We start from the raw sequence: 25,877 nt of genomic DNA on the forward strand, positions 1-25,877 counted from the left end.
GATGACCGATATCGTAGAATTGAGCGCCACCGAGCGCACCGTCGTCAAGCGCGGCACCACACCGACCAGACGCATGTTGCAAATTGCCGTGGGGCGCCTCGACTTTCGCATTGGCCTCATCGGCTTCGGATTGCTGCTTGGACTTGCGATTCTCCTGCCATTTGTCAGTTCGGTTGATCCGCTCAAGATGGCCTACAGCCACAAGTTTATTCCGCCATTCCCTTCCGAGGGCTGGCAATGGCCTTATGTGCTCGGTACCGATCAACTCGGCCGTGACGTTCTGATGCGCTGTCTCGTCGGACTGTGTTATTCGCTGTTCATCGGCGTGACGACCGTGGTTCTGATGTTCATCGTCGGCTGCAGTCTCGGTCTTCTTGCCGGTTTTCGTGGTGGTTGGCTCGATACGGTCATCATGCGGCTGACCGATGCTCAGCTGTCAATTCCGATGATCATTCTTGCCATCACCATTCTCGGCGTGTCACGCCCGACCGTGCCTGCGATCATCCTCGTGCTTGGCCTCTCCGGCTGGCCGCTCTATGCCCGCGTCGCGAGATCCGTGGCGCTCGGCGAACGCAATCGCGGCTATGTTCTCGGTGAGAGGGTTCTCGGTGCCTCGGACCTTCGCATCATGCTGTTGTTTGTGGCGCCTGTCGTTCTGCCTCCGATCGCCTTCGTCGCTGTGCTCGATATCGCCCGCATGATGATCTTCGAGTCGATCCTCGGCTTTCTCGGTCTCGGGGTTCAGCCGCCGACACCGACATTCGGCAACGTGATCGCGGATTCACGAAAGTATCTGCTGAACGCATGGTGGATCGCGACGATGCCCGGTCTGTTCCTGCTGATATCGCTGACCTGCCTCAATCTGATGGGTTCGGCGTTGGAGCGCGCGCGCAATGCGGTTCTGAGAGGGGATGCGTAAATGAGTGATCCAATCCTAGCTGTCTCCAATCTCTCGGTCGATCTCCTGCGGGATGGCGGCAAACGGCGCATCGTCGACAATGTGGACTTTGCGCTCCAGCCAGGCGAAGTTCTCGGCCTCGTCGGCGAAGCCGGATCGGGCAAGTCGGTGCTGGCGCGTGCCATGGTGAACGCCATTCAAGCACCGCTGGAAATCTCTTCCGGTCAGGTGATTTTTGAAGGAAAGGACGTCCTCTCCCTCGATGCGCGGGGTCTTCGGTCGATCAGAGGAAACCGCATTGGCTTCATCGGTGCAAACCCCATGGGTTCGCTTGATCCGAGGCTGCCGATCGGCCATCAGATCGTCGAGAAGCTTCGATCTGTCCGGCCTGATATCGGTAAGGCGGAAGCGAAGGAAAAAGTTCTCGATCTCCTTGGCCGGGTGCATATTCCCTCACCGCGCTCTCGCTTCCACGAGGCGCCCTTCCAATTCTCCGGCGGTATGATGCAGCGCGTGATGATTGTCGATGCGCTCGTTTCCGAGCCATCGCTTGTTATCGCCGACAATATTACGCAGCCGCTCGATGTAACGGTCGCAGCCCAGATTATCCGGCTTATCGACAGCCTCAGGCAAAGCCTCGACACGGCGTTCCTGTTTATCTCTTCGTCGTTACCGGTGGTGTCACAGATTGCCGAGCGAACGCTCGTCATGCAAGGCGGCCGCATCGTCGAACGGGGCAAGACTGCCGATATTGCTGCCAACCCGCAGCAAGCCTATACGCGCGCCCTCCTCTCGCGCATTCCATCGATCTGGAAGAACGTGTCGGCGCCGGAAGCAAAAGACGGTGAGGCTGTCCTGACCGTCGAAAATGCAACCCGAACCTATAGCGTGCGCCGGCGCGATGCGTTCAATGCCTTCAACGAAGTCAAGGCGGTTCGGGACGTGTCCTTTACCGTCAAGGCGGGTGAAAATTTTGGCATCGTCGGGGAAAGCGGTTGCGGCAAATCCACGCTTACGCGCCTGCTTGCCTGGCTCGAACAGCCAAATGCCGGTCGCATTGCGTTCCTCGGGAAGAACCTCTCGAGTCTCTCTGCTCGTTCGTTGACGGAGATGCGCAAATCGTTCCAGCTTCTGCTGCAGGACCCCTATGGATCGCTGCCGGCGGGCATGTCGATCATACGCATGATCGAGGAGCCGCTTCTGATCCACGGCGTCGGCCGGCGTGATGCCGAGCAGCGCGCGCAGGAGGCCATGCGCGAAGTCGGCCTTCATGCGGACCTCGCCGAACGATTGCCTGTGGGGCTTAGCGCCGGGCAGCGCCAGCGCATCAACATTGCTCGAGCCCTGGTGCTGAAGCCGCGCCTCTTGATCCTTGACGAGACCTTGTCGGCGCTCGACCAGGTCGAGCAGGCCGAGCTCCTCGATCTCTTCAAACGGCTCCAGGCGGCACACGGGTTTTCCTACATTTTCATATCTCACGACCTGGCGCTGGTCCGTCGTATCTGTCACCGCGTGGCGGTCATGTATCTAGGGCGCATCGTCGAACTGGCTGACAACACGACGCTTTTTGAACATCCGCACCACCCGTATACGCGGGCGCTGCTGAGCGCCATGCCGACGCTGGAGGAAAACCGTTTCCCGGGCGCGCAATATCTGCTCGATGGCGAGCCCCCGAGCCCCATTCATCTTCCGGTCGGCTGCTCGTTCCGTTCGCGCTGCCCGCGCGCGCAGAGCGACTGCGAAAAGACCGATCCGATGCTTGTGGGTTCTGATGGCGGGAATTACGCAGCCTGCCTGCATCGGCATGAGGACGAGGCGGTCCATGTCCAGTGAGATCCGCAAGGAGATCATCCTGGAGCGTCTCGGCCGTGATCAGCGCGTCAGCGTTGTCGAGCTTTCAGCAGAGTTCGGCGTTTCGGGCGAAACCATTCGCCGCGATCTGAAGAACCTCGAAGCAGAAGGTGCTGTGCGCCGCGTGCATGGCGGCGCAATTCCAGCCGGCCGCACAGCCGACACGCCGATTACCGAGCGCATCAAGCTCAACTCGACTGAGAAGGATGCGGTTGCCGGCGTGGCGCGCAACCTGATCAATGACGACTGTGTGATCTTCCTCGATACCGGCACGACGACGCTTGCGCTCGCGCGCCGGCTGATCGGCTTCAAGAAGCTTCGGCTCTACACGAATTCCCTGATGATTGCACAAGCCGCCTGCCAGCATTTCGGCGTCAGCGTGCACGTGACGCCTGGAAATCTGCGACCGGTCGAGCAGGACCTGGTCGGCTATGACACGCTATCCTACATCCAGCAGTTCCACTTCGACATGGTCTTCATGGGTGCCGCGGCAGTCAATGTCGAATATGGCTTCATGGACTATGAAGAAGACGAGGCGCGAATCCGTCAGATCCTCATAAAGCGGTCCTCGCGAAGCGTCATGCTGGCCGATCATTCGAAGTTTGGAAGGGTCGGCAATGTGATCACCGCTCCCTTCGGGCAAATCGGTGCGCTTGTGACCGACCGGCGTCCGCCGGAAGACATCCTCGGCGCCGTTCGGGCAGAAGAACTGGAGATCATCCATGCTTGACGCGGCGACGACACGGCGGACGGATTTCGATGCGATCTTCGACCGAATTTCTGCCATCGGTGCTCATCCCGGAGCGGGAGTGACGCGCCTCGCGGCGAGCGCCGAGGACGGCATGGCGCGAGGTGTTTTTGCCGTGTGGATGGAACAGGCAGCCGTCCAGATCGCGAATGATGCGATCGGCAATCAGTTTGCCTGCTTCGATTGGGCCGGTCAGGATGCGCCCTGGATTTTTGCGGGCTCGCATCTGGACACCCAACCCCGAGGCGGTCGTTTCGACGGCACCTTGGGTGTCCTGACTGCCGGACAGGCCGCGCTCGCTATTCACGCCGAGGTGCAACGCGGACTGTGCAAACCGCGCTACAACCTCGCGGTGGTCAACTGGACGAATGAGGAAGGCGCCCGCTACCAGCCGAGCCTGACCGGCAGCACGGTCTTCTCCGGCGCATTGGCGCTTGGCGATGCATTGGAACTACGCGACGGAGACGGCGTATCCCTCAAGCGCGCGCTCGAGGCCATAGGCGTCAGCGGCAGTTCGGGAATTGTTCCCCCTCCCCCGAAAGCCTATGTCGAGCTGCATGTCGAGCAGGGACGGAAACTTCTCGAAGCGGGCCGAAAGATCGGCGTCGTCGAAGGAACCTGGGCGGCGCGCAAGAAGACCGTCCGCTGGATCGGCCGGGCAGCGCATACGGGTCCGACGCCGATGGCCGATCGCCGAGATGCGCTTCTCGCCGCAGCAAGAGGAATTGCCGCCTTCGAAGCAGTCGTCGCGGCCAGCCATCCCCTCCTCCACCGCTCCGCTGCGCGCCTCGTGGTCGAGCCCAACTCGCCGAACGTTGTCGTCGACCGGGCGACTGTGTGGTTCGAGCTCAGGGGGCCTGACGTGGCCGAACTCGACATGGCAGGTGAGCTCGCCCTTGCCGCGCTCGAAAAGGCGGCAGCCGAAACCGGCACGCAGCTGGAAATCGTCGCCGATACTTTGCGCGATCCCGCCAGCATGGACAGGCGGTTAATGGCACTCGTCGATCGCACGGCACGTTCTTGCGGTTTCGAGCCATTGACCATGCGTTCGGTTGCAGGCCACGATGCTGTCGCCTTGCAAAACAGTGGTATCCCGTCGGCGCTGATCTTCATTCCGAGCGTCGATGGCATCGCCCATCATCCCGACGAACTGACCGAGCCACAGGACGTGCAGGCGGGGCTGGCGGTGCTGACCGCCACGCTTCGCAACATCATTGAGGGAGAGTTCCATGCAGGATGATGCTGCAGTTCAGGCTGCGCTCGACGCGGTCGGCCTTTCCGGCGCCACCCTCTCAGCTCCGATTGGCGGAGTGGTGTCGCCCATTCACCGCGGCGTCGAAAATCTCTGCTTTTTCGCAAGCAAGGCGGATCAGCCGCGGGTTTTCGTCAAACGTCTCCACGATGACATGTCTCGGTTTGTTGCCCTGAACCATGTGGCGGAGGCCAGCCGCAAGGCAGGCGAACTGGGCATTGCCCCGCGGCTCATCCATGCCGCTCCCGAGGGCGGCGTCCTGGTATTCGAAGCGCTTGGCGAGGAATGGGCGTGGGGGCATGCCGATGTCCTTCGCCGCCCGCGGGTTCTCGAAAATCTTCTGACGGCAAAACGCAGCTTCCATCAGGCTGAGAGGCTTGGCGAAACGCGCAGCGTTTTCGAGCTCGTTGCCGCCTACCGGCAGCTTGCCGAAGGAGCGGATGTGATCTTGCCAGCACCGGTATTCACCGTCTCTGCTGCCGTCGAGCGCATTGCCGGCGCCATCGGCGCCGCAGGTGTCGATACGGTCCCGTGCCACGCGGACGGCATCTCGTCGAACGTCATGGTCGGACCGGACGACGGAGTTCGGCTGGTCGATTTCGAGTGGGCGCGCCAGGCGGACCCCGCGTACGATATCGGAACCGTGCTGGCCGAACTCCTCCCATTCGATGGCGAGGCGCTGCTGGCCATTGAAATCGCAACCGGAAAGCCGGATGCGAGCGTGCTCGCGCGGGCACGCCTTTATGGAGCGGCCGACGATCTCATGTGGGCGCTTTGGGGCTTCATCAATGCCGCACGCTCGCCGCGCAAGCATGTTGAATTCTTCAAATACGCCGAATGGCGGCTTCTGAGAGCCCGCACGGTCATCGAAGGACCACGCTTTGAAACATGGCTGAAACAGGTCTGATGGAGAGAGCGATGAGACTGAGATTGGGTGAAGGCGCATCGCAGGCCGAGCAGGCGATCGAGCAGGCCATCATAGCCGTGGCGGACTGGCGAGGCCTCGAGGTTTCCTACGAACCAGTACCCGGGGGCATCAGCAATCCCAACTGGCGGGTTTACGTCGAAGGTGCGCCGCACAGCTTCTTCGTGAAGATACCCGGCGCTGGGACCGAAATGTTCATCGACCGGAGAACTGCCAACGAAGCCGGCCGCAGGGCGCACGAGGCGGGCGTCGGCGCCCGGATCATCGAGTTCTTCCCCGAAACGGGGGTCGAGGTGAGTGAATTCGTCGAGGGGCTCAGAACATCGACAAACGCCGATTTTCTTGATCCTGTCATCCGCCTCAACGGTCTTCGTGCGCTGAAGGCCTTCAACGACACCGCACCGCTTTCGCAGCGAAAGACCACCTTCGACATGATCGACGAACATTTCCAGCAGGTCCTGGAGCTTGGCGGCGATTTCCCGAGCGACTTCGGCTGGATGAATGCGCGCTATCGCGAGGCGCGAGCTGCGCTCGAGGCATCGGGTCTCGATCTCGCGCCCTGCATGAACGACACACTGGCCGGCAATTTCCTCCTTCATTCCGATCGCCGGGTCATGCTTGTCGATTTCGAATACGCCTCCACCAATGATCGGGCGGCGGAACTCGCGCTTTGGTTCTGCGAGATGTGCTTCTCGCCGGAGACCGAAAAGGAACTGATCGAGGAATATTATGGCCGGGCGGATCCGGGCGTTCTGGCGCGGATCGCTTTGTTCAAGGCTCTCGTCGACCTCAAATGGTCGACCTGGGCGATGGTGCAGAACGAAGTCTCGCGTCTTGACTTCGACTTCTTCAAATATGGGTTCTGGAAACATATGCGCGCGCGTTTCGCAATGAGCAATTCGCTGTGGCCGCAATGGCTGAAGGCGGTCTGACACATGCAAAGCACTGAAGAGGTGATCTCTCCCGATTTTCTTCGCCGCCTCGCGGCAGTTGCCGCCCGCGAGACATTGCCCCGGTTCCGGTTGCCGGGAGCCGTCGTCAACAAGATTGCCGGCGGGTTCGATCCGGTCACCGAAGCCGACCGCGAAACGGAGAAAGCGCTTCGAGCGCTTATCCGTTCGGAATATCCCGATCACGGCATCCTGGGCGAAGAGTTCGGCAATGAAGGCGCGGATGCGGGCCTGGTCTGGGTCATCGATCCGATCGACGGAACCAGGTCGTTCATATCAGGTATCCCGCTCTGGGGCACGCTTGTCGGGCTGACCAGGGATGGTGATGCGGTGGCCGGCATGATGGCGCAGCCTTTTATCGGGGAATTGTTTTATGCGACGGGCAACGGCGCATACTACGAGGGCCAGCACGGACAAACGCGGCTCGCAACCAGCGCGACGAAGAACCTTGCCGACGCGACGCTCTTCACAACGACGCCGGCGATCTTCGAAGCCGACCGGAGAGCAAGCTACGACCGGCTCGAAAAACAAGTGCGGCTCGCGCGTTACGGGACCGATTGCTATGCCTATTGCATGCTTGCGGCAGGGCAGATCGACTGCGTCGTGGAAGCGGGCCTCTATCCCTACGACATCGTTGCCCTCATTCCGATCATCGAGCAGGCCGGCGGCGTCGTGACGGACTGGGACGGGGGACCGGCAGAAAATGGCGGCGGTATCGTGGCGGCGGCAAATTCCTCCCTGCATGCGCAAATCATGGCTTTCCTGCACGGGGATTGACCACGGGGCTTCCTCAGACGGCGGACACCGGTCTGACGCTTTCGGTATGGTCAACCGTGGATGATTTCGAGGTCGCCCCTTTTGGCGGCCGCCAATATATTTGCCGGGGGACGTTGATCGGTGACCAATGTGTTAACGCTGGAAAATGCGGCGGTAATGACATTGCCCGTCTTGCCGCACTTGGAATGATCGGCCAGCATGATGCTTCTGGCCGTCTGCTTCAGCAGAGCCTGGCGAATTCGCGCTTCATCCTCTTCATAGTCCATGAAGCCATACTCCGCCGCGATTGCCGCCGCACCCATAAAGACCATGTCAAAGTGGAATTGCTGGATGTAGGACAGCGTATCATAGCCGACCAGATCCTGCTCAATCGGGCGGAGATTTCCCGGCGTCATTTGGACCCGGACGCCGAAATGCTGGCAGGCGGCTTGCGCGATCATCAGGGAATTGGTGTAGAGCCGCAGCTTCTTGAAGCCAGTCAGGTGGCGCGCAAGGGACAGGGTGGTGGTGCCTGTGTCGAGGAAAATGGCGCAGTCGTCGGTTATGAGGTTGCGCGCCATCTGCGCGACCGCGTCCTTTTCGAGCGCATTGAATCTGATGCGGTCGGTAATCGGCACATCCGCGGTTCGGCCGGCCGGTATAGCGCCTCCGTGAACGCGCCGAACGGCTCCCTCGGCCTCCAGATCCTTCAGGTCGCGCCGAATGGTTTCACCCGAAACACCGAACTCTGTCGAAAGCTCCAGAACGCTGACGCGTTGATCACGATCGAGTCGTTCGAGAATGACTTCTTTGCGAACTTCACTCGACATTGACAGCTTCGTCCTCGGGTCGGTGCGGGGGTCGACAGCAACGCTGATGCTGACAATCCCTTAAAGCGGCAGATCTATCTCGCAAGCCTTCGGAAAAGGTTGCGAGATGCTTGTAAGGATGACGGTGAACCGGGAAGTCGACGACGTTGTCCTTGGATTTGTGTATTTATGTGGTGTTTGCGGATCTTTCAAACAAATTACGCGATCTTCCACCGCGCAATGACCATCCCGCCCGCGCGAGAATCGCTGCCTATGTGATCAGCAACGCGCTTGCCTTCCATACAAAATGAACCCTTCGATCGAAATCCTGGTCCGGAGTGAATGCGATTCTGTCCCTGCTCCATGTGGGAATGTTGGAATATTGAGGGCATATCACCGGAGAATTGAGCTAAAATCCACAAAAGCAACATCTGAAAACCTCAAGGTTCTTGAGGGCGTGCCTAAGCAACATATTGAAAATAGAAAGAAAGTTATGACCCGTAACGGATTTTTCAGAACTGTCGTCGATGATGATTAGCAACTGTTTGACTCGAAATGGATTCAAAATGCAGATTTTCCACAATGCTTTGCAATTGTCCCACCGCATGCGATCCATTAAGGCCAAGTTTGCCGTGGTGATCATAGGGACAGCGATCGTCTCTTGCGCGTCTGTCGGAGCATTGAGCTACCAGATCGGAAAGAACGGTTTGATCGAGGCGAGCAAGATCCGCCTTGAAGCGATTGCAGCCAATCAATCGAAGGCGCTCCGGGCCTATGATGAACGGGTCGAGCAGACGCTGACCGAGATCGCGCAGAGCCAGTCGCTCGGAGAGATGACGGAGCAGGCCGGAAAGGCCATCGCAATGTCTGATGCCAAGATAAGGGAGGCGTTCCAGGACATGTCGAAGAGCCCCGCACAAAGAGCGGCTTTCGACGGATCGACCGTCAAGATGCTCTATGCCGTCAAGCATAGCTCGGTGCATGGGCCACTCTTCAGCGCCTGGAAGAATGCCGATCTCAGCGATATCTTCGTCATCGATAACAATGGCCAGGTGGTCTATACGGTCACCAAGGGACCCGAGTTCATGGCGGCCGTCCAGGATTCGCAGAATGCCGCCCTGAAGTCCCTGTTTGCCTCATCCATCGCCGGACCGGCCGACCAAGTGTATCGGACGGGGTTCGTTTCGTTCAAAAGCGAGGAAAGCGATGTTTCGGCTTTTCTTGCCAAACCCCTTGCCAACGTTGTCTGGGGCTCTGTCGTCAAGCGCGGCACCGTCGTGATCCGTATCGCGCCGGCAAAGCTTTTGGCGCTCATTTCGCCCGAGGGCTTGGGACGGAGCGTCGACGAGGCGTTTCTGATTGCCGCCGACGGCACCTTGAGAGCAGGCAACGTCGCAGCGGAAAATGGAGTGCCGCCGGAGCTGCTCAAGGCCGCGAACGAGCAGAAGAATGGCTCCGTCTTCGCTGATGGGGCCCATGGTTCAAATTTTTACTCCTACGTCCCTGTCACCCTCTTTGGTCAGCCGCACCTTCTCGTCATCGGCCAGAGCAAGGCTAATGTCGTCTCCTCGGCAAACGAGCTTGCAAAGTGGGCCGCGCTGACCGCTCTCGCCGTCCTTTTCGGAATGGGTATCGTCGGGTACATCTTCTCCTCCCGTCTTACGAAGCCGCTCGCGGACATCACAGGCCTGATGAACCGCCTGAACAATGGCGATCAGGCAATCGAGATCCGGTCCGTCTCGCGTTCTGACGAAATCGGCATCATGGCGCGGGCGCTCGAATCCTTCCGCCAGGGGGCAGTCGACAAGGTGCGAATGGAGGAGGAGGCGATCCAGCGTAACCGTCAGATCGAAGAGGAAAGGCAACTCCGCGAGACGGACAGGGAAAAAAGCGCGGCCGAGCTGGAACATGCGGTCTCGGCACTCGCCGCCGGCCTGAAGAACCTGGCCGACGGGCGGCTCGATCATCGCATTGCGACTCCTTTCGCGCCCTCCCTCGACCAACTGCGGAAGGATTTCAACGGCTCGATGATGCGGCTGCAGGCGACGATGCGCCAGATCCGCGACAATGTCGAAATGATCCAGGGCAATGGCAACCAGATGGCCGAGGCGGCCGAGGATCTTGCCAAACGGACTGAGCAGCAGGCTGCTTCGCTCGAAGAAACGGCAGCCGCCGTCGACGAGATCACCGTCACGGTTCGCTCGTCGGCGGAACGTGCCAAGGATGCCGACCAGATCGTCCGCCAGGCCAAGCAGAGCGCCGACGATTCAGCCATCGTCGTCAACAATGCGATCGATGCGATGGGCCGGATCGAAGAAGCCTCCCGCCAGATCGAGCAGATCACCGGCGTCATCGACGAGATCGCCTTCCAGACCAATCTGCTGGCGTTGAATGCCGGCGTCGAGGCGGCACGCGCCGGCGATGCGGGCAAAGGCTTTGCCGTCGTTGCCCAGGAGGTGCGTGAACTGGCGCAGCGCTCCGCCAAGGCGGCCAAGGAGATCAAGGTCCTCATCAACAAGTCGACGGCCGAGGTCAATACCGGCTCGCATCTGGTCCAGGAAACCGGTTCGGTCCTTGCGAAGATCAGCTCGCAGATCGTCACGATCAGTCAGCATGTCGAGACGATCGCCCGCGGCAGCCACGATCAGTCGAGTGCGCTGCAGGGGGTCAACTCGACCGTCAATCAGATGGACCAGATGACACAGCACAATGCGGCGATGGTCGAGGAGACGACGGCCGCGAGCCGCGAACTCGCCTCCCAGGCTGACGGCCTGTTGGCGCTGGTCCAGCACTTTCAAATCGGAGGCGAAGATGAAGCGGCGTTGGCCCACAGTCGGGCGGCGTGATTTGCCGCAGTTGACATCGATTGACGCGGCGTCCCGTTCTTTCAAGGCCTCTTCTACGGCCGGTCCCGCGCATGTCGGGCTGGGATGGTGGCGGTGAACCCAGCCGCCACCACGGTCTTCAACTTTCCACCATGAAACGGGAGATGAATGGCAGGCTTGCAGCACCGACGGCCTTCGGCGTGTTCAATATGCCGCTCGGCATCACGGTCACTTCGGGAACCAGCTTTTGCAGCGAGACGCAGATGTTCCGATAGACGACATTCGGCACGAATGAAGAAACGATCACCGCTTCGAGCTCGACAAATTGCGCGAGCGACTTGACGATGCCCTGCATCTTTTCCGCCAGTTTGCCTTCCCATTCGAGAACCAGACTGTTCTCCGGCCATGGTGCGAGCGGCTGCCACAGGTGATCCGTTGGCGCGCCCACGGCGGTCAATACGGATTCCAAAGATGCCACGCCGACATCGAAACTGACCACCGAATTGCCGTGGTGGATCTGGTGGTTCAAGACCAGGCGGCTGTGGAGGTTCGCGCCGATATAAAAGTAGAGATAATCGGAAAACGGCTTGGCGACACCGAACATGCTTTCGCCGCTGGCCGCAGCCGTAATGTCGTTCTGCACGAACACCGAGTAGCCGGTAAGCTCCTCGACTTCCTTCTGGAGCGAGTCGAAGTAGGCCTTTTCCTCACGCCCCTCCGAAGCGCTCGACGGAAGCGCAAGGCCAATGCCGGCTAGACGCTTTTGAGCATTCTTGGGGACGATGTTCACCGCCTGACGAATGGTCTCGATGAACATTGTCTGGTTGCTGTCGCGTTCGGGCTGCGGATTAGGCAATTGCATATGATAGCGAACGGCGCCGGCAAAATCGATCAGAACGACGTCGGTACGCTTCAGGCCGACACTGATGCCGATCGAAAAGGCCCCTTCCGGATTGAGGGCAACCGGAACGGTCGGAGGCCCGACCCGTCCCTTCTGGGCTTCCCCCTTCGCAACCAGTCCTTCCTGCTCCAGCGACCTGACCAGCACCGAAATAGTCTGGGCTGAAAGGCCCGTCCGTTCGCCGATCTCCAATCGGGTGATCTCGCTGTTCTGAAGCAACAGCGACAGCAGCAGGCGCTCATTGTAACTGCGCACGCTGACCGCATTCAGGCCGGTTGCCCGATCGGCAATACGCAAGGGATTGGGTGGTGCAAAACGCATATCAGGCATCAATGCAATCCTCTTGGAGTAAGGCATAAAGATGTACTGGCATCCATTCGTAACGTCGCTGCGGCAATATCATCATCTCCAACCGATCGCCTCGACTTCCCTGGCGAGCGCCGTTCCCAAGGCTTCATGCGCTTCCCGATTGATGTGAAAGCCATCGCGCGGATCGCAAGCCGCGACGGTGGCGGCGTCAAAAAAATGTACTTCGAGCGAATCGGCAATGATTTCGAATTCGAGGGCGAGACGCCGGGATTTCTCCTGGGCGCCGAAAAATATGGGTTCCCATTCCTTGATATCGTCCAGCATCGGCGGTGGAGCAACCACCATGATTTCGGGGGGCTTGCCGGCCGGACCGGGCGCCAGCTCCCGGATATCGTAGACCAGGCAGCCAATCCCCATCGCCACTTCGGAGGGAGGCTGGTGGAAACGGGCTTTCAGGTCGTTCGTCCCGAGCATGATGATGACGAGATCGAGGATTGCGTGGCTCATGAGGCATGGCCGGAGGTAGGTTCGGCCATTCTTCATCGGGCCTTCGATCGGATCGTCTCGAACCGTCGTACGGCCGCTCAAGCCCTCCTCGACCACATACCACTTGCTTCCAAGCTCCCGTCTCAAAACGCCTGGCCAGCGCTCGTCCGGCCCATATCGATCGAGCGGCGAGCCGCCCGGAATCTGGCCATGCGTATTCGAGTCGCCGTAACATAAGACTGACCGCATTTCCTCCCCACCTTTATGGCAAATCATAAAGACGCATGAACATTCAACGGCGATTATGGCCTTTGTCGATCCATGGTGCAAGTTTATTGATATTCATTCAGTCTGAATAATTATTGACAGCCGTTTATCCGTGTGGCATTTCTATGAATGGGAGAGCAAGATTTTCCAGGAACTGAACATAGCCAGCCCAGTCATCCAATGGCTTTGGCCCGCGATTAAAGCCGCTTCAGCGGCCTGGATAAATGTGTCTCCGTGGCAATGGAGATCCGACGTCGAGAGGACGACGGTGTTTGAGCAAGGGAGGAAATCTCGTGAACGGCTATGTGAAATCTATCCTCGGGGCTACGCTTTTGATGGCGTCGACCGCGGGCCCGCTATGGGCGGATGAAGTCAAGTTTATGGACGGCATCACGCCGAAGGCTGGCGACAATCCGCAGACGGAAGCCGGGAAGTACAAGAAGGACTGCGGCTGGGTTATCGGCATGAGCGATTTTGGCGTCAACGCCAACACTTGGACCGTTCAGGTTGCTCACGAATCGGAAGCGGCGGCCGCAGCCAACAAGTGCATCAAGAAGTTCATCCTGCTCGACGCCGGCTTTGACCAGAAGAAGCAGGTTGCCGACATCGAAGACCTGATCGCCCAGAAGGTCGACGCGATCATCGTGCAGCCGGTCACCTCCACCTCCGCAAACGCCTCCATGAAGAAGGCGATTGCCGCCGGCATCCCGGTCATCGTTCATACCGGTCGCGTCGAAACAGAAGACTACACGACCGAGATCCAGGGCGGCGCCGAGCACTTCGGCAAGGTCATGGGCGACTGGCTCGTCAAGACCGTCGGCGATAACGGCAAGATCTGGGTTCTGCGCGGTCTCGCCGGTCATCCGGAAGACACCAACCGCTATAATGGCCTTCTGGAATCCCTCAAGGGCACGAACGTGAAGATCGTCGCCGAAGAGCACGGTGACTGGCAGTACGACAAGGGCAAGAGCGTTTGCGAAACGCTTTACCTGAACAGCCCCGATGTCGATGGCATCTGGTCGTCGGGTGCCGACATGACGCGCGCCTGCGTCGACGTCTTCAAGCAGTTCGGCGCCAAGATCCCGCCGATCTCCGGAGAAGGCAACAACGGCTTCTTCGGCCAGTGGATCCATGACGGCTTCCAGTCGATCTCGGCTGAATATTCGCCGGCCCAGGGCGCCGAAGGCGTGCATGCCGCTGTCGCACTGCTGGAGGGCAAGCAGCTCTACAAGCACTACGACTACAATCCTCCGGGCTGGGACCTGGAGAAGGTCAAGAAGTATTACCGCGACGATCTCTCGGCGAACGTCTGGTGGCCTTCCCAGCTCTCCGAGGACGACCTGAAGAAGTATTATACCAAGAACTAAAATAGCCTCCCAAGGCGCATCCGCCGGTTTCATTCCGGAACCGGCGGATGGTGACCGAGCGGAGCTGCATGGATTGGGAGGAACGAATGGCCAACCTTATAGAAATGTCGAACATTTCAAAGTCGTTTGGCGGAAGTCTGGCACTGGATAGAGTGTCGCTGGAGCTCTTGCCGGGTTCCGTCCATGCCCTGATGGGCGAGAATGGCGCTGGCAAATCGACGCTCATGAAGATCCTCGCGGGCGTTCACCAGCCTGATAGCGGCGAGATCTTCAAGAACGGACACAAGATCGCCTTCCTCAATCCGAAAGAGGCGCTCGACTTCGGCATATCGACGGTCTTCCAGGAGATGACGCTTCTGGCGAACCTGACGATCGCCGAAAACATGTTTCTCGGGCGCGAGCCCGTAACGCGCTTCGGCACCGTCGACTACAAACGGATGAATGCCGAAACCGGAAAGGCGCTGAAAGAGCTGTCGCTCGATCTTGATCCGCGGACGCTGGTTTCGAACCTCACGATTGCCGAACGGCAATTCGTCGAAATCGCCCATGGCATCAAAGCCGATGCCTCGATCTTCATTCTCGACGAGCCGACCGCCGCACTCAACGCCGCTGACGTCGAGATCCTCAACAAGCATATCCGCCGACTGCGCGATGCGGGCAAGGCCCTCGTCTACATCTCGCACCGCATGGATGAAATTTTCCAGATATGCGACACGGTCACGGTTCTGAAAGACGGCAAGCTGATCGGCACGCGCCCGCTTTCGGAAATGACGCCGACATCGCTGATCGCAATGATGGTCGGCCGGGAATTGAAGGACCTTTTCCCGGCAAGGAACGCCTCGGCAGCCTGCGAACCGATGCTCGACATCAAGCACTTCAAGATCGGCGCTTCGTCAAAGCCGTTCTCACTGCATGTTTGCAAGGGTGAGATCGTCGCACTTGCCGGGCTCGAAGGACAGGGTCAGCAAAAACTCCTCCGCTCGCTGGTCGGCAAATTCCAGCCGTTTTCCGGCACGATCACACTGAACGGAAAATCGCTGGCCTTGCCCGTGCCGAACGAGAACGGTGTGCGCAAGCTGCAGCAGATGGGCGTGGGCTTCATTCCTGAGGACCGCAAGGAGGAAGGCTTGTTCCTCAACCTCCCGATCGCGCACAATATCGAGATCGCGCTCCATTCGGCACGAGCAGGATTTTCCCCCGCGAAGAACTATCGCAAGCTCGTTGCCGACACGATCAAGCGGCTCAACGTTCGCACGATCAATGCGTCCGCGCCCGTCGGCGCGCTCTCCGGCGGCAATCAGCAGAAGGTCCTGCTTGGCCGCTATATCGCCGCCAATCTCGACATCCTCCTGATCGAGGAGCCGACGCGCGGTGTCGATATCGGCGCCAAGTCTGAAATCTACAAGCTGCTTCGCGACTTCACGCAGAACGGTGGGGCCGTGCTGGTCCTGTCGAGAGAAACTGTCGAGCTCATCGGCCTTTGCGATCGCATCTATGTCGTCCATGGCGACACGGTCGTTGCCGACATGCCCGCCGCCAAGGCGACCGAGCACGACATCCTCGACGCCGCCTTGAGCGCGTGAACGCCAACAGAGAACCAATCCGATGACCAAGACCCTCACAAGACTATTCAAGGGAAATCAGAGCCGCCAAGGTCTCTGGATCGTTCCCCTGCTGATCACGATCGTTCTCAGCATCGCTCTGATCATTCAGACGGACCAGTTCCTGAACCGGGAAAATCTGTTCAACCTGGTCGCGCAGGCAATGCCGCTCGTCATCACCGCGGTCGGTCAGCTGTTCGTCATCCTCGTCGGCGGCCTCGACCTGTCCGTCGGCTCGCTGATCAGCTTCACGACGGCCATCCTCGCGCTGGACGCTCCGGGCTACATCACGATCCCGGCAGTCTTCCTGCTGGCGGCCCTGCTCGGCCTGACCAACGGCATCGTGATCACTCGTCTCAACGTCCATCCGATCATCGCGACACTGGCGATGCAGTACATCGTCCTCGGCGCTGCGCGCATCTTGCGTCCGGTCTCCGGCGGGACCATTCCGGATGTCGTCATCAGCTCGGTCTCGGGGTCGTTCCTCGGCATCCCCATGCCGATATTCTGGGGCATTTGTGTCGCCCTGGTCGCCTGGAAACTGCTCTACGGCTCGCGGTTCGGCCTGCATCTCTTCGCGATCGGCGGCGGTATTGCCAGCGGCGTCGAAGACGCGACGCGCAACTTCGGTGTTGCCGACAAGCGCAACGTCATCCTCGCCTATGTTGCCTGCTCGTGCTTCGCAGCCCTTGCTGGCGTGTTCCTGGCCGGCCGCATCGTTTCCGGCGATCCAAATGTCGGGCTTCTCTTCGAACTCGACGCGATCACCGCCGTCGCCATTGGCGGCACGCAACTCTCCGGCGGCGTCGGCAGCCTGCAGGGAACGATTATCGGAGCCCTGGTACTGGCGCTCCTCTCCAACGGCATGAACCTGGTCAACGTTTCGCCGTTCATTCAGACGGCGATCAAGGGCGGCATCCTGCTCCTTGTCGTCGGTTTCCAGACACGCAAGAAGATGGGGCTCTAAGATGTCAGCCTTCGCAAAAAATCCCGCAATTCAGCGAATGCTTAAGATTGCGCCCGCCTATTATGTCTTTGCATTGCTGCTGATCGTCCTGTGGGTCTCGCGCCCGCAGATGCTGAACGCAAATGTCATGGGCATCTTCATTCGCCAGGTCGCCCCGCTCGGCGTCCTCGTTCTCGGGCAGTTGCTCGTCATGCGGGTCAAAAGTATCGACCTCGCCGGCGGCGGCGTCATCCTGCTCGTCAACTACTTCATCTCGTCCGGCCAGTTTCCCGGAATGTCGGCGACCGGTTTCGTGCTGCTCGCGCTCTTCACGGGCACCGCGATCGGGCTGTTCAACGGTTTCATGGTGGGCAAGCGCCGCGTCTCGGCTGTTATCGTGACGCTTGCGGTCAGCATCATCCTCGTTGGTGCCGTGCAGTTCCTGTCGAGCGGCAAGCCGCCGGGTAACGTGCCGAGCTACTTCAACGATATCTATAACGTCAAACTCGGCCCGCTGCCCCTCCCGGTCCTGTTCTGGGTGGTGCTGACCACGCTGCTGTCCCTGCTTCTGTCGAGAACGGTGTTCGGCCGTTACGTGACCTCGGTCGGCGCAAACGCGGAAGCAGCGCATTTCTCAGGCGTACCCGTCGAACGCACCGTCGTCGTGGCGCATACGCTGGCAGGCCTGATCGCCGGCATCGCGGCTCTCGTTCAAACGGCTTCGATCGCAGTCGGAAGCGTTCGCGTCGGCCTGGATCTGCCGATCCTTTCTGTTGCCGCAACCATTCTCGGCGGCGTGGTCTTCGGCCGCGGCGAAGGCGGCGTCTGGGGACCGTTCTTTGGTGTCCTTTCGTTCGCGCTCCTCTTTGTCGTGATGACGTCGTTCGGCGTCAGCGACTCCGGGAAGCTCATCGCGCAAGGCCTCATCATTCTCCTTGCGGCCATTTTCTACGGCCTCAAGGCGCGTACCAACTAGTCGTCATCGGAGGAGTAATGACATGGCAGAAAGCCGCTCGATATTGTGTTTTGGGGACTCACTGACATGGGGATGGATTCCGGTACCCGAGTCGTCGCCGACACTCAGATACCCCTTTGAACAACGCTGGACCGGCGCAATGGCCGCAGCACTCGGTGACGGCTATACGATCATCGAGGAAGGCTTAAGCGCCCGCACCACGAGCGTCGAGGATCCGAACGATCCCAGGCTGAACGGCAGCGCCTATCTGCCGATGGCGCTCGCCAGCCACCTGCCGCTCGATCTCGTCATCATCCTGCTCGGCACCAACGACACCAAGTCGTATTTCCGCCGCACGCCTTACGAGATCGCCAACGGCATGGGCAAGCTTGCGGGACAGGTTCTGACTTCGGCCGGCGGCATCGGCACGCCCTATCCTGCCCCGAAGCTTCTGATCGTCTCGCCGCCGCCGCTCGCTCCCATGCCTGACCCATGGTTCGAAGGCATGTTCGGCGGTGGCTACGAAAAGTCCGTCGAACTTTCAAAGCAGTACAAGGCGCTCGCCAACTTCCTGAAGGTCGACTTTCTCGACGCCGGCGAGTTCGTCAAGACCGATGGCTGCGATGGCATCCATTTCTCGGCTGACACGAATATCACGCTCGGCCAGGCAATCGCAGAAAAGGTCAAGGCGATTTTCTCTCAAGAGGCGAAGAAAGCTGTGGCCTAGCAGCGTTCCGTCGCCGGCCGCCAGGCGCCATCCTCCCAGGCGGCTGGCGGTCCTTTTCCGCAAACAAGATTTGAGGCTCCCATGACCGGCTATGTTCTGGCGATCGACCAGGGGACGACGTCCTCCCGAGCCATCGTTTACGGCCCCGATGCCCAGCCGATCGCGATCGATCAAAAAGAGATATCACAGTCGTTTCCGAAGTCGGGTTGGGTCGAGCACGACGCCACCGAAATCTGGGATTCTGTTGTTGAGACCTCCCGTACCGCTCTCGCGCGAGCCGGCATCGAGGCGCGCGACGTTGCGGCGATCGGCATCACCAATCAGCGCGAAACCTGCCTCATCTGGGAGCGGTCGACGGGCAAGCCGATCCATCCGGCGATCGTCTGGCAGGATCGCCGCACCTTCGGCGCATGCGAGGTCCTTCGCGCAGACGGGTTTGGCCCGCTGATACAGGAAAAGACCGGCCTTCTGCTCGATCCCTATTTCTCCGCCACCAAGATCGCCTGGATCCTCGACAATGTCGACGGCGCGCGGCGTGCGGCCGAGAATGGCCAGCTGCTGTGCGGCACGATCGACACTTATCTCACCTGGATGCTCACCGGCGGCGCCGTGCACGCGACGGACGCCACCAACGCGTCGCGCACCTCGCTGTTCGATATTCGTCAGAATCGCTGGGACGACGAATTGCTGGGCGCCTTCAGAGTCCCGCGGGCTCTCTTGCCCGAGGTCAAGGATTGTGCCGACGATTTCGGCCAGACGGTTGCCGCCCATTTCGGCGCTCAAATTCCAATCCGGGCGCTCGCGGGCGACCAGCAGGCGGCTCTGCTTGGTCAGGCCTGCCTGAAGCCCGGAATGCTCAAATCGACCTATGGCACGGGCTGCTTCGTGGTCCTGAACACCGGCGATCAGATCGTCAGATCGTCCAATCGTCTGCTGTCGACCATTGGCTATCGCCTCAATGGCAAAACGACTTATGCACTTGAGGGTTCGATCTTCATGGCGGGTGCCGCGGTTCAATGGCTGCGCGACTCCCTGAAGCTCATCAAGGCGGCCGACGAGACGGGCCGTCTCGCGCATCTGGCCGACGAACAGGAAGACGTTTACCTGGTGCCGGCATTCACCGGGCTCGGCGCGCCGCACTGGAATTCGCAAGCCCGTGGCGCGATTTTCGGCCTAACGAGAGGCACGGGGATCGCCGAGCTTTCGCGGGCGACGCTGGAATCCGTCTGCTACCAGACGCGCGATCTCCTCGAGGCGATGGCCTCCGATTACCCGATGGACGTCAGGGGTGCGACCCTGCGCGTCGATGGCGGCCTGTCGGGCAGCGATTGGGCCATGCAGGCGCTGGCCGATTGCCTCGGAAGCGTCATCGAGCGGTCGCAAAGCCAGGAAGCGACAGCTTACGGAGTTGCGGCACTCGCCGGCGCGCAAGCGGGCGTCTGGCCCGATCTTCAGACCTTTGCCGCGAACTGGAAGGCAAAGCGCAGCTTCACCCCCAACCTCAACACTGACGAGCGGGCGCGACGCTATCGGAAATGGCGCGCCGCCGTTGCAAGCACGCTTTCCTATGCGGCAACGGCGTGACGTTACGGGAGACCGACATGGCAGATAAGATCCACGACCTGTTCGTAATCGGCGGCGGCATCAACGGTTGCGGGATCGCGCGCGACGCGGTCGGTCGCGGCTATTCGGTCGCGTTGGCGGAGATGAACGACTTTGCATCCGGCACATCATCGGGTGCCACCAAGCTCATCCATGGGGGCCTGCGTTATCTCGAACATTACGAGTTCCGGCTGGTGCGTGAATCGCTGATGGAGCGCGAAGTGCTCTGGGCGATGGCGCCGCACATCATCTGGCCGATGCGCTTCGTGCTGCCCTACCAGAAAGGCGGCATCCGCCCCGCGTGGCTGATCCGGCTCGGGCTCTTCCTTTACGACCATCTCGGCGGCCGCAAGCTGCTGCCGCCGACGGCGGTACTCGACATGCGCCGCGACGAGGCGGCCAAACCGCTGAAGGCGCTCTTCTCCAAGGCGTTTGAATATTCCGACGGCTGGGTCGACGATGCCCGCCTCGTGGTGCTCAATGCCCGCGACGCCAGCGACAAGGGCGCGCTGATCATGCCGCGCACCAAGGTTGTCTCGGCGCGGCGCGAGAACGGGCTCTGGACGATCGAGACGGTGGATACGGTCTCCGGGATCGCGGCGGTTCACCGCGCACGCATGCTCGTCAATGCGGCCGGTCCCTGGGTCGACCATGTGATCCGCGGCGCCTTCGGCAAGAATGAGGCGCGCAACGTCCGTCTCGTCCAAGGCAGCCATATCGTGGTCAAGAAGAAGTTCGAGGGGCCGCGGGCCTATTTCTTCCAGAACCCCGACAATCGCATCATCTTTGCCATTCCCTATGAGGACGAGTTCACGCTGATCGGCACCACCGATCGCGACTTCAGCGGCGATCCGAAGGACGTCAGGATCTCGCAGGAGGAGACGGAATACCTCTGCAAGGCGGCGAGCGAATATTTCAAGGAGCCGGTCAGGCAGGACGATATCGTCTGGACCTATGCAGGGATCCGCCCGCTTTTCGACGACGGCGCCACCAAGGCGCAGGAGGCAACCCGCGACTATGTGCTGAAGCTTGACGGCTTCGTCGGCAGCGAGGTCAACAGGGCTCCGCTCCTCAACGTCTTCGGCGGCAAGCTCACCACCTACCGGCGTCTGGCAGAGCACGCGTTGGAGAAGATCGGTGAGGCGATCGGCACCAAGGGGGCTCCCTGGACGGCCAAGAGCCATCTGCCGGGCGGCGACTTTCCGGTTCAAGGCTACGAGGCGGAGGTCACCAAGCTTCACAAGGCCTATCCATTCCTCGCCGCTTCGCATGCGCGCCGGCTTGTCCGCCGCTATGGCACAAGAGCATCCGTCCTTCTCGGCACTGCCGGGAAAATCGAGGATCTCGGCCGGTTGTTCGGGTCCGATCTCTACGAAGCCGAAGTGCTCTACCTGATGGCGCACGAATGGGCGCGCACGACGAATGACATTCTCTGGAGACGCTCGAAGAAGGGACTGCATCTCAGCCACAGCGAAGTGGCCCTTCTCGACCAATTCATTTCTGAGATCATCCAGCGGCAGGTTGCCGCGCAGTGAGATTTTTCGGCGGGCCGTAGCGCATCGATCATGCCGGCCGGCCGCCTGACATTTGAGGAGTTTTGATGTCGGACAAGATTTATCCGGTCACCAAACCGGTGGAGAGCCATGCGCTGATCAATAAGGCCGAGTACCAGGAATGGTACGAGGAGAGTGTCGCTAGCCCCGAGCAGTTCTGGGGCAAACACGGCAAGCGCATCGACTGGTTCAAGCCTTACACCCGCGTAAAGGACACCTCTTTTACCGGGGATGTCTCGATCAAATGGTTCGAGGACGGTGAGACCAATGTCTCCTACAACTGCATCGACCGGCACCTCGCAACAAACGGTGATCAGGTCGCCATCATATGGGAAGGTGACGATCCATCGCTCGACAGGAAGGTCACCTACCGCGAGCTTTACGAGCACGTCTGTCGTATGGCGAACGTCTTGAAGAAGCACGGGGTCAAGAAGGGCGATCGTGTCACTATCTACATGCCGATGGTGCCGGAAGCGGCCTATGCGATGCTCGCCTGCGCCCGCATCGGCGCAATCCATTCCGTGGTGTTTGGCGGCTTCAGTCCCGAGGCGCTGGGTGGCCGCATCGTCGATTGTGAATCGACCTTCGTCATCACCTGCGATGAGGGCCTGCGCGGCGGCAAGCCGGTTCCGTTGAAAGCCAATGTCGACAAGGCGATCGACATCGCCGCGCGCGGTCATGTCATGGTCAAGAACGTGCTCGTCATCCGCCGCACCGGCAGCCCGCTCAGTTGGGCGCCGGGCCGCGACCTCTGGCATCACGAGGAAGCAGCCACTGTTTCGGCCGACTGCCCGCCCGAGCCAATGAACGCCGAGGATCCACTGTTCATCCTCTATACTTCAGGCTCGACCGGCAAACCGAAGGGCGTTCTCCACACCACCGGCGGCTATCTCGTCTACGCCTCGATGACCCACGAATATGTCTTCGATTACCAGCACGGCGATATCTACTGGTGCACTGCCGACGTCGGCTGGGTCACGGGACACTCCTATATCGTCTACGGACCGCTCGCCAACTGCGCAACGACGCTGATGTTCGAGGGGATCCCGACATTCCCCGATGCCGGCCGGTTCTGGGATGTGATCGATAAGCACAAGGTCAACATCTTCTATACCGCCCCGACCGCAATCCGTTCGCTGATGGGCGCCGGCGATGATTTCGTCAAACGATCCAGCCGATCCAGCCTGTGGTTGCTTGGCTCGGTCGGCGAGCCGATCAACCCCGAAGCCTGGGAATGGTACTATCACACGGTCGGCGACGGGCGCTGCCCTGTTGTCGATACCTGGTGGCAGACGGAAACCGGCGGCATCATGATCACGCCGCTGCCGGGTGCGACCGACCTGAAGCCAGGCTCGGCCACTCGGCCCTTCTTCGGCATCAGGCCGGAGCTCGTCGATGCCGAAGGCAAGCTCATCGAAGGGGCCGCCGACGGCAATCTCTGCATCGCCGACAGCTGGCCAGGTCAGGCGCGTTCCGTCTATGGCGATCACAAGCGCTTCATCCAGACCTACTTCTCCACCTACGAGGGCAAGTATTTCACCGGCGACGGCTGTCGCCGTGATGCCGACGGCTATTATTGGATCACAGGTCGCGTCGACGACGTCCTCAATGTCTCCGGCCACCGGCTGGGGACGGCGGAAGTCGAGTCCGCCCTGGTTTCGCATCACCTCGTGTCCGAAGCCGCTGTCGTCGGCTATCCACACAACATCAAGGGCCAGGGCATCTATTGCTATGTCACGCTGATGGCGGGCAGCGAAGGGTCCGAGGAGTTGCGCCAGCAGCTGGTCAAGCATGTCCGCGCGGAAATCGGCCCGATCGCGTCGCCTGATAAGATCCAGTTCGCGCCGGGCCTGCCGAAGACCCGCTCGGGAAAGATCATGCGCCGCATTCTGCGCAAGATCGCCGAGGACGATTTCGGGTCGCTCGGCGACACCTCGACGCTTGCCGATCCCGCTGTCGTCGACGATCTGATCGTCAACCGCCAGAACAGGGCCGAGGCGGCCTAGACCGAAGGAAAGGACTATCCCATGAGACTGATCCTGATGGGCCCGCCCGGGTCCGGCAAGGGGACCCAAGCCAAGCGCATCTGCGAAAAGCTCGGCATCCCGCATCTATCGACCGGCGATATCCTCCGGGCCGAGGTCAAGGCGGGAACGCCCCTCGGTTTGGCGGTCGCGGCCACCATGGCAGCCGGCGGGCTCGTTTCCGACGATACCGTCTCGGCGATCGTCGCCAACCGGATTGCCAGTCCGGAAGCTCAGCGCGGATTCGTACTCGACGGGTTTCCGCGCACGATTTCGCAGGCGGCGTCGTTGGATCAATCGCTCGGGGAGCATTCCCTGACTGCTGTCATCGAGCTCGTCGTCCCGGAGGAAGAACTTTACGACCGCATCTGCCGAAGGGCGGCAGAGTCTGCCGGCGCACAACGCGCCGATGACAATGCGGCGACATTGGAACTGCGCCTCAAGGCGTATCGGGCCGAGACCCTTTCGGTGAGCGAGTTCTACAAGGGTCGGTCGCCCTACTTTCAGGTCGACGGCCTCGCCGTTCCCGAGGAAGTGACCGCCCGGATTCTGGAGATCCTGGAGTCGGCCGCGGCCGAATATTCCTGAGACATTACTAATTCGAGATCAATTTTACCGGATATTCATTCACTCAGAATAATTATTATGGGACCTCGTTATCTTGGGTGGAGAATCATGAGCATTCATTTTGACTTCCTGCTGTTGCGCGGACCGATCCGGACTAAAATCTTTTGTCTGCTGACGCCGATACTGATCGGCATCGCAGGCTTGAGCCTCGTCAACTATCTCTCAGGCAACATGCTGAATACCCAGCTCGCGAGCAGTTCGAGCGGGATGGTCACGCTGTCTGCGATCAAACAAGCCCAGGACGGGATGAACTCCTTCCTGCTCGAGGCGACCGAGGCCAAGCGCGATGCGCTGAAGGCGCTGCTCGCAGACCAGAGCGCTAAGATATCGACGAGCCTGTCCTTCGCTCAAGAGCAGGATGAACGGCAGAGCCTGGTTGCCGCCGGGACGATTGCCGAAGAGGTCTCCAGGACGATCGACGGCCTCTGGGACATGCACAGCGACGAGAGGAAACTGCGGGAAGGGATTTCCAGCGATCTCGCAACCCTGTCGGATGTGCAGTCCAAACTGCAGACCTATCTGAACATTCCCGCCGATCAGGCGGCAGCACAAGCGGCGACCGCCGAAACGCTGAACAAGATCAATTCCATGAACTACGAACTTCGGATCGCCGCTTCCGACTTTCTGGGTGGAATGAACGACGATACCCTCAAGAAGGTGAAGGGCCGTCTCAAGGGCCTGGGCTTCTATCTGGGCAAGGTCAAGGAACAGCATGCCGCCAACGGTCCTATCCAGGAACTGGCCAGCAAAGCCATCGACGTGATCGGCGGGACCTCGGAGAGGTTCGACCAGCTCCTCGTCAAGGTCGGAGAACGTGACGCCGCCTTCAAGGCTGCGAGCGCCAGCATGAATGACGCCTGGAACAAGATCCTTCTATTCGCCGACATCCAGCGCGGCCATGCCTCCGCGGCCCAAGACCAGGCGCAAACCATATCCTTAGTGACGACCGTGATCGCCCTGCTCTTCGGCTGCGTCGCCGGCTATCTGCTGCTCAGAACCATCAAGTCTCCGATCGAAGCGCTCACGGCCTCCATGAAGGCGGTTGCATCAGGCAAGCTCGATGAAAAGATCGGCAGCGTCGAAACGCGCGACGAGATCGGCGAGATGGCAAGGGCGCTTGATGTCTTTCGCCACAACGCGCTCGAAAAGATCCGCGTGGAAAATGAGGCGGAACAGTCGAGGTCACTCGCGCGCCAACAGCGCCAGGAAGACGACCTCCGCAAGACCCGCGATGCGGCTGCCATCAGTAACGCTGTCGAGGCGGTTGCATCCGGCCTGCACAAGCTGGCGAGCGGCGATCTGACCGTGACCATCGGCCGTCCCCTCGATGGTGAGCTCGATCAGCTTCGGCAGGACTTCAATGCCTCGATGCTGCACCTGCAGGCGACGATGCGCCAGATCCGCGACAATGTCGAAATGATCCAGGGCAACGGCAACCAGATGGCCGAGGCGGCCGAGGATCTTGCCAAACGGACTGAGCAGCAGGCTGCTTCGCTCG

At 60.3% G+C, this 25,877-nt stretch carries 20 protein-coding genes and 1 pseudogene; 18 read left to right on the plus strand and 3 right to left on the minus strand.

Annotation, left to right across the window (positions count from 1 at the left end; all coding sequences use genetic code 11):
- The first annotated feature begins 1 nt into the window (after position 1).
- From O9X91_RS20755 to hisN, 7 genes are read left to right on the plus strand one after another with little or no spacing between them, the layout of a single operon-like run.
- Entirely contained in the window at positions 2–919 is a 918-nt protein-coding gene (locus tag O9X91_RS20755) for an ABC transporter permease (protein WP_012475948.1), read from the plus strand.
- Positions 920–2,731, plus strand: a complete 1,812-nt coding sequence (locus tag O9X91_RS20760) for a dipeptide ABC transporter ATP-binding protein (RefSeq protein WP_077768149.1) — start codon at positions 920–922, stop codon at positions 2,729–2,731.
- Positions 2,721–3,479, plus strand: a complete 759-nt coding sequence (locus O9X91_RS20765; protein ID WP_161596387.1) for a DeoR/GlpR family DNA-binding transcription regulator — start codon at positions 2,721–2,723, stop codon at positions 3,477–3,479. The genes O9X91_RS20760 and O9X91_RS20765 overlap by 11 nt, the downstream gene beginning before the upstream one ends.
- Positions 3,472–4,737, plus strand: a complete 1,266-nt coding sequence (locus O9X91_RS20770; protein WP_012475950.1) for a Zn-dependent hydrolase — start codon at positions 3,472–3,474, stop codon at positions 4,735–4,737. Before O9X91_RS20765 ends, O9X91_RS20770 begins: the two co-directional genes overlap by 8 nt.
- A complete protein-coding gene (locus O9X91_RS20775; RefSeq protein ID WP_012475951.1) occupies positions 4,727–5,656 on the plus strand; it encodes a phosphotransferase in 930 nt (309 codons plus the stop codon). The genes O9X91_RS20770 and O9X91_RS20775 overlap by 11 nt, the downstream gene beginning before the upstream one ends.
- An 11-nt stretch (positions 5,657–5,667) precedes the next feature.
- Positions 5,668–6,606, plus strand: a complete 939-nt coding sequence (locus O9X91_RS20780; RefSeq protein WP_077768147.1) for a choline/ethanolamine kinase family protein — start codon at positions 5,668–5,670, stop codon at positions 6,604–6,606.
- Positions 6,607–6,609: 3 nt separating this feature from the next.
- Entirely contained in the window at positions 6,610–7,401 is a 792-nt protein-coding gene (gene hisN, locus O9X91_RS20785) for a histidinol-phosphatase (RefSeq protein ID WP_012475953.1), read from the plus strand.
- Between the two features lie 50 nt (positions 7,402–7,451).
- Here the strand turns inward: hisN and O9X91_RS20790 are convergent, their stop codons facing one another.
- Positions 7,452–8,210, minus strand: coding sequence for a DeoR/GlpR family DNA-binding transcription regulator (locus O9X91_RS20790; protein WP_077768146.1), 759 nt, complete (start codon positions 8,208–8,210; stop codon positions 7,452–7,454).
- A gap of 1,586 nt (positions 8,211–9,796) precedes the next feature.
- On the opposite strand from O9X91_RS20790, the pseudogene O9X91_RS20795 reads away from it, so the two are divergent.
- A pseudogene (locus O9X91_RS20795) lies at positions 9,797–11,035 on the plus strand (methyl-accepting chemotaxis protein); the annotation flags it as partial.
- 118 nt (positions 11,036–11,153) lie between these two features.
- Here the strand turns inward: O9X91_RS20795 and O9X91_RS20800 are convergent.
- Together O9X91_RS20800 and O9X91_RS20805 are read right to left on the minus strand one after the other, a co-directional pair.
- Positions 11,154–12,245: an ROK family transcriptional regulator gene (locus tag O9X91_RS20800; RefSeq protein WP_234888140.1), complete on the minus strand. Its 1,092-nt coding sequence runs from the start codon at positions 12,243–12,245 to the stop codon at positions 11,154–11,156.
- Between the two features lie 72 nt (positions 12,246–12,317).
- Positions 12,318–12,959, minus strand: a complete 642-nt coding sequence (locus O9X91_RS20805; RefSeq protein WP_077768143.1) for an SGNH/GDSL hydrolase family protein — start codon at positions 12,957–12,959, stop codon at positions 12,318–12,320.
- A 353-nt stretch (positions 12,960–13,312) separates the two neighbouring features.
- Between O9X91_RS20805 and O9X91_RS20810 the strand changes: the two genes are divergently transcribed.
- The 10 genes from O9X91_RS20810 to O9X91_RS20855 form a co-directional block, all read left to right on the plus strand.
- A complete protein-coding gene (locus tag O9X91_RS20810; protein WP_161991478.1) occupies positions 13,313–14,344 on the plus strand; it encodes an ABC transporter substrate-binding protein in 1,032 nt (343 codons plus the stop codon).
- A gap of 86 nt (positions 14,345–14,430) precedes the next feature.
- Positions 14,431–15,927 carry a sugar ABC transporter ATP-binding protein gene (locus O9X91_RS20815; protein WP_077768141.1) on the plus strand — a complete coding sequence of 499 codons (1,497 nt, stop codon included), beginning with the start codon at positions 14,431–14,433 and terminating at the stop codon, positions 15,925–15,927.
- A gap of 22 nt (positions 15,928–15,949) precedes the next feature.
- A complete protein-coding gene (locus tag O9X91_RS20820; protein ID WP_012475959.1) occupies positions 15,950–16,912 on the plus strand; it encodes an ABC transporter permease in 963 nt (320 codons plus the stop codon).
- Position 16,913: 1 nt separating this feature from the next.
- Positions 16,914–17,867, plus strand: a complete 954-nt coding sequence (locus O9X91_RS20825) for an ABC transporter permease (protein ID WP_012475960.1) — start codon at positions 16,914–16,916, stop codon at positions 17,865–17,867.
- Positions 17,868–17,889: 22 nt separating this feature from the next.
- Positions 17,890–18,573 (plus strand): SGNH/GDSL hydrolase family protein, encoded by a 684-nt coding sequence (locus O9X91_RS20830; RefSeq protein ID WP_012475961.1) that lies wholly within the window; start codon positions 17,890–17,892, stop codon positions 18,571–18,573.
- Between the two features lie 81 nt (positions 18,574–18,654).
- Positions 18,655–20,157, plus strand: a complete 1,503-nt coding sequence (gene glpK / locus O9X91_RS20835) for a glycerol kinase GlpK (protein ID WP_012475962.1) — start codon at positions 18,655–18,657, stop codon at positions 20,155–20,157.
- A 17-nt stretch (positions 20,158–20,174) separates the two neighbouring features.
- Positions 20,175–21,710, plus strand: coding sequence for a glycerol-3-phosphate dehydrogenase (gene glpD, locus O9X91_RS20840; protein ID WP_077768140.1), 1,536 nt, complete (start codon positions 20,175–20,177; stop codon positions 21,708–21,710).
- 65 nt (positions 21,711–21,775) lie between these two features.
- Positions 21,776–23,734, plus strand: coding sequence for an acetate--CoA ligase (acs, locus tag O9X91_RS20845; RefSeq protein ID WP_077768139.1), 1,959 nt, complete (start codon positions 21,776–21,778; stop codon positions 23,732–23,734).
- A gap of 21 nt (positions 23,735–23,755) precedes the next feature.
- Positions 23,756–24,340, plus strand: a complete 585-nt coding sequence (locus tag O9X91_RS20850; RefSeq protein ID WP_012475965.1) for an adenylate kinase — start codon at positions 23,756–23,758, stop codon at positions 24,338–24,340.
- Positions 24,341–24,427: 87 nt separating this feature from the next.
- The coding region (locus O9X91_RS20855; RefSeq protein ID WP_269834371.1) for a HAMP domain-containing protein at positions 24,428–25,877 on the plus strand (1,450 nt) is incomplete at its 3' end.

The organism is Agrobacterium salinitolerans (genome assembly GCF_027498475.1).
Taxonomy (GTDB): domain Bacteria; phylum Pseudomonadota; class Alphaproteobacteria; order Rhizobiales; family Rhizobiaceae; genus Agrobacterium; species Agrobacterium salinitolerans.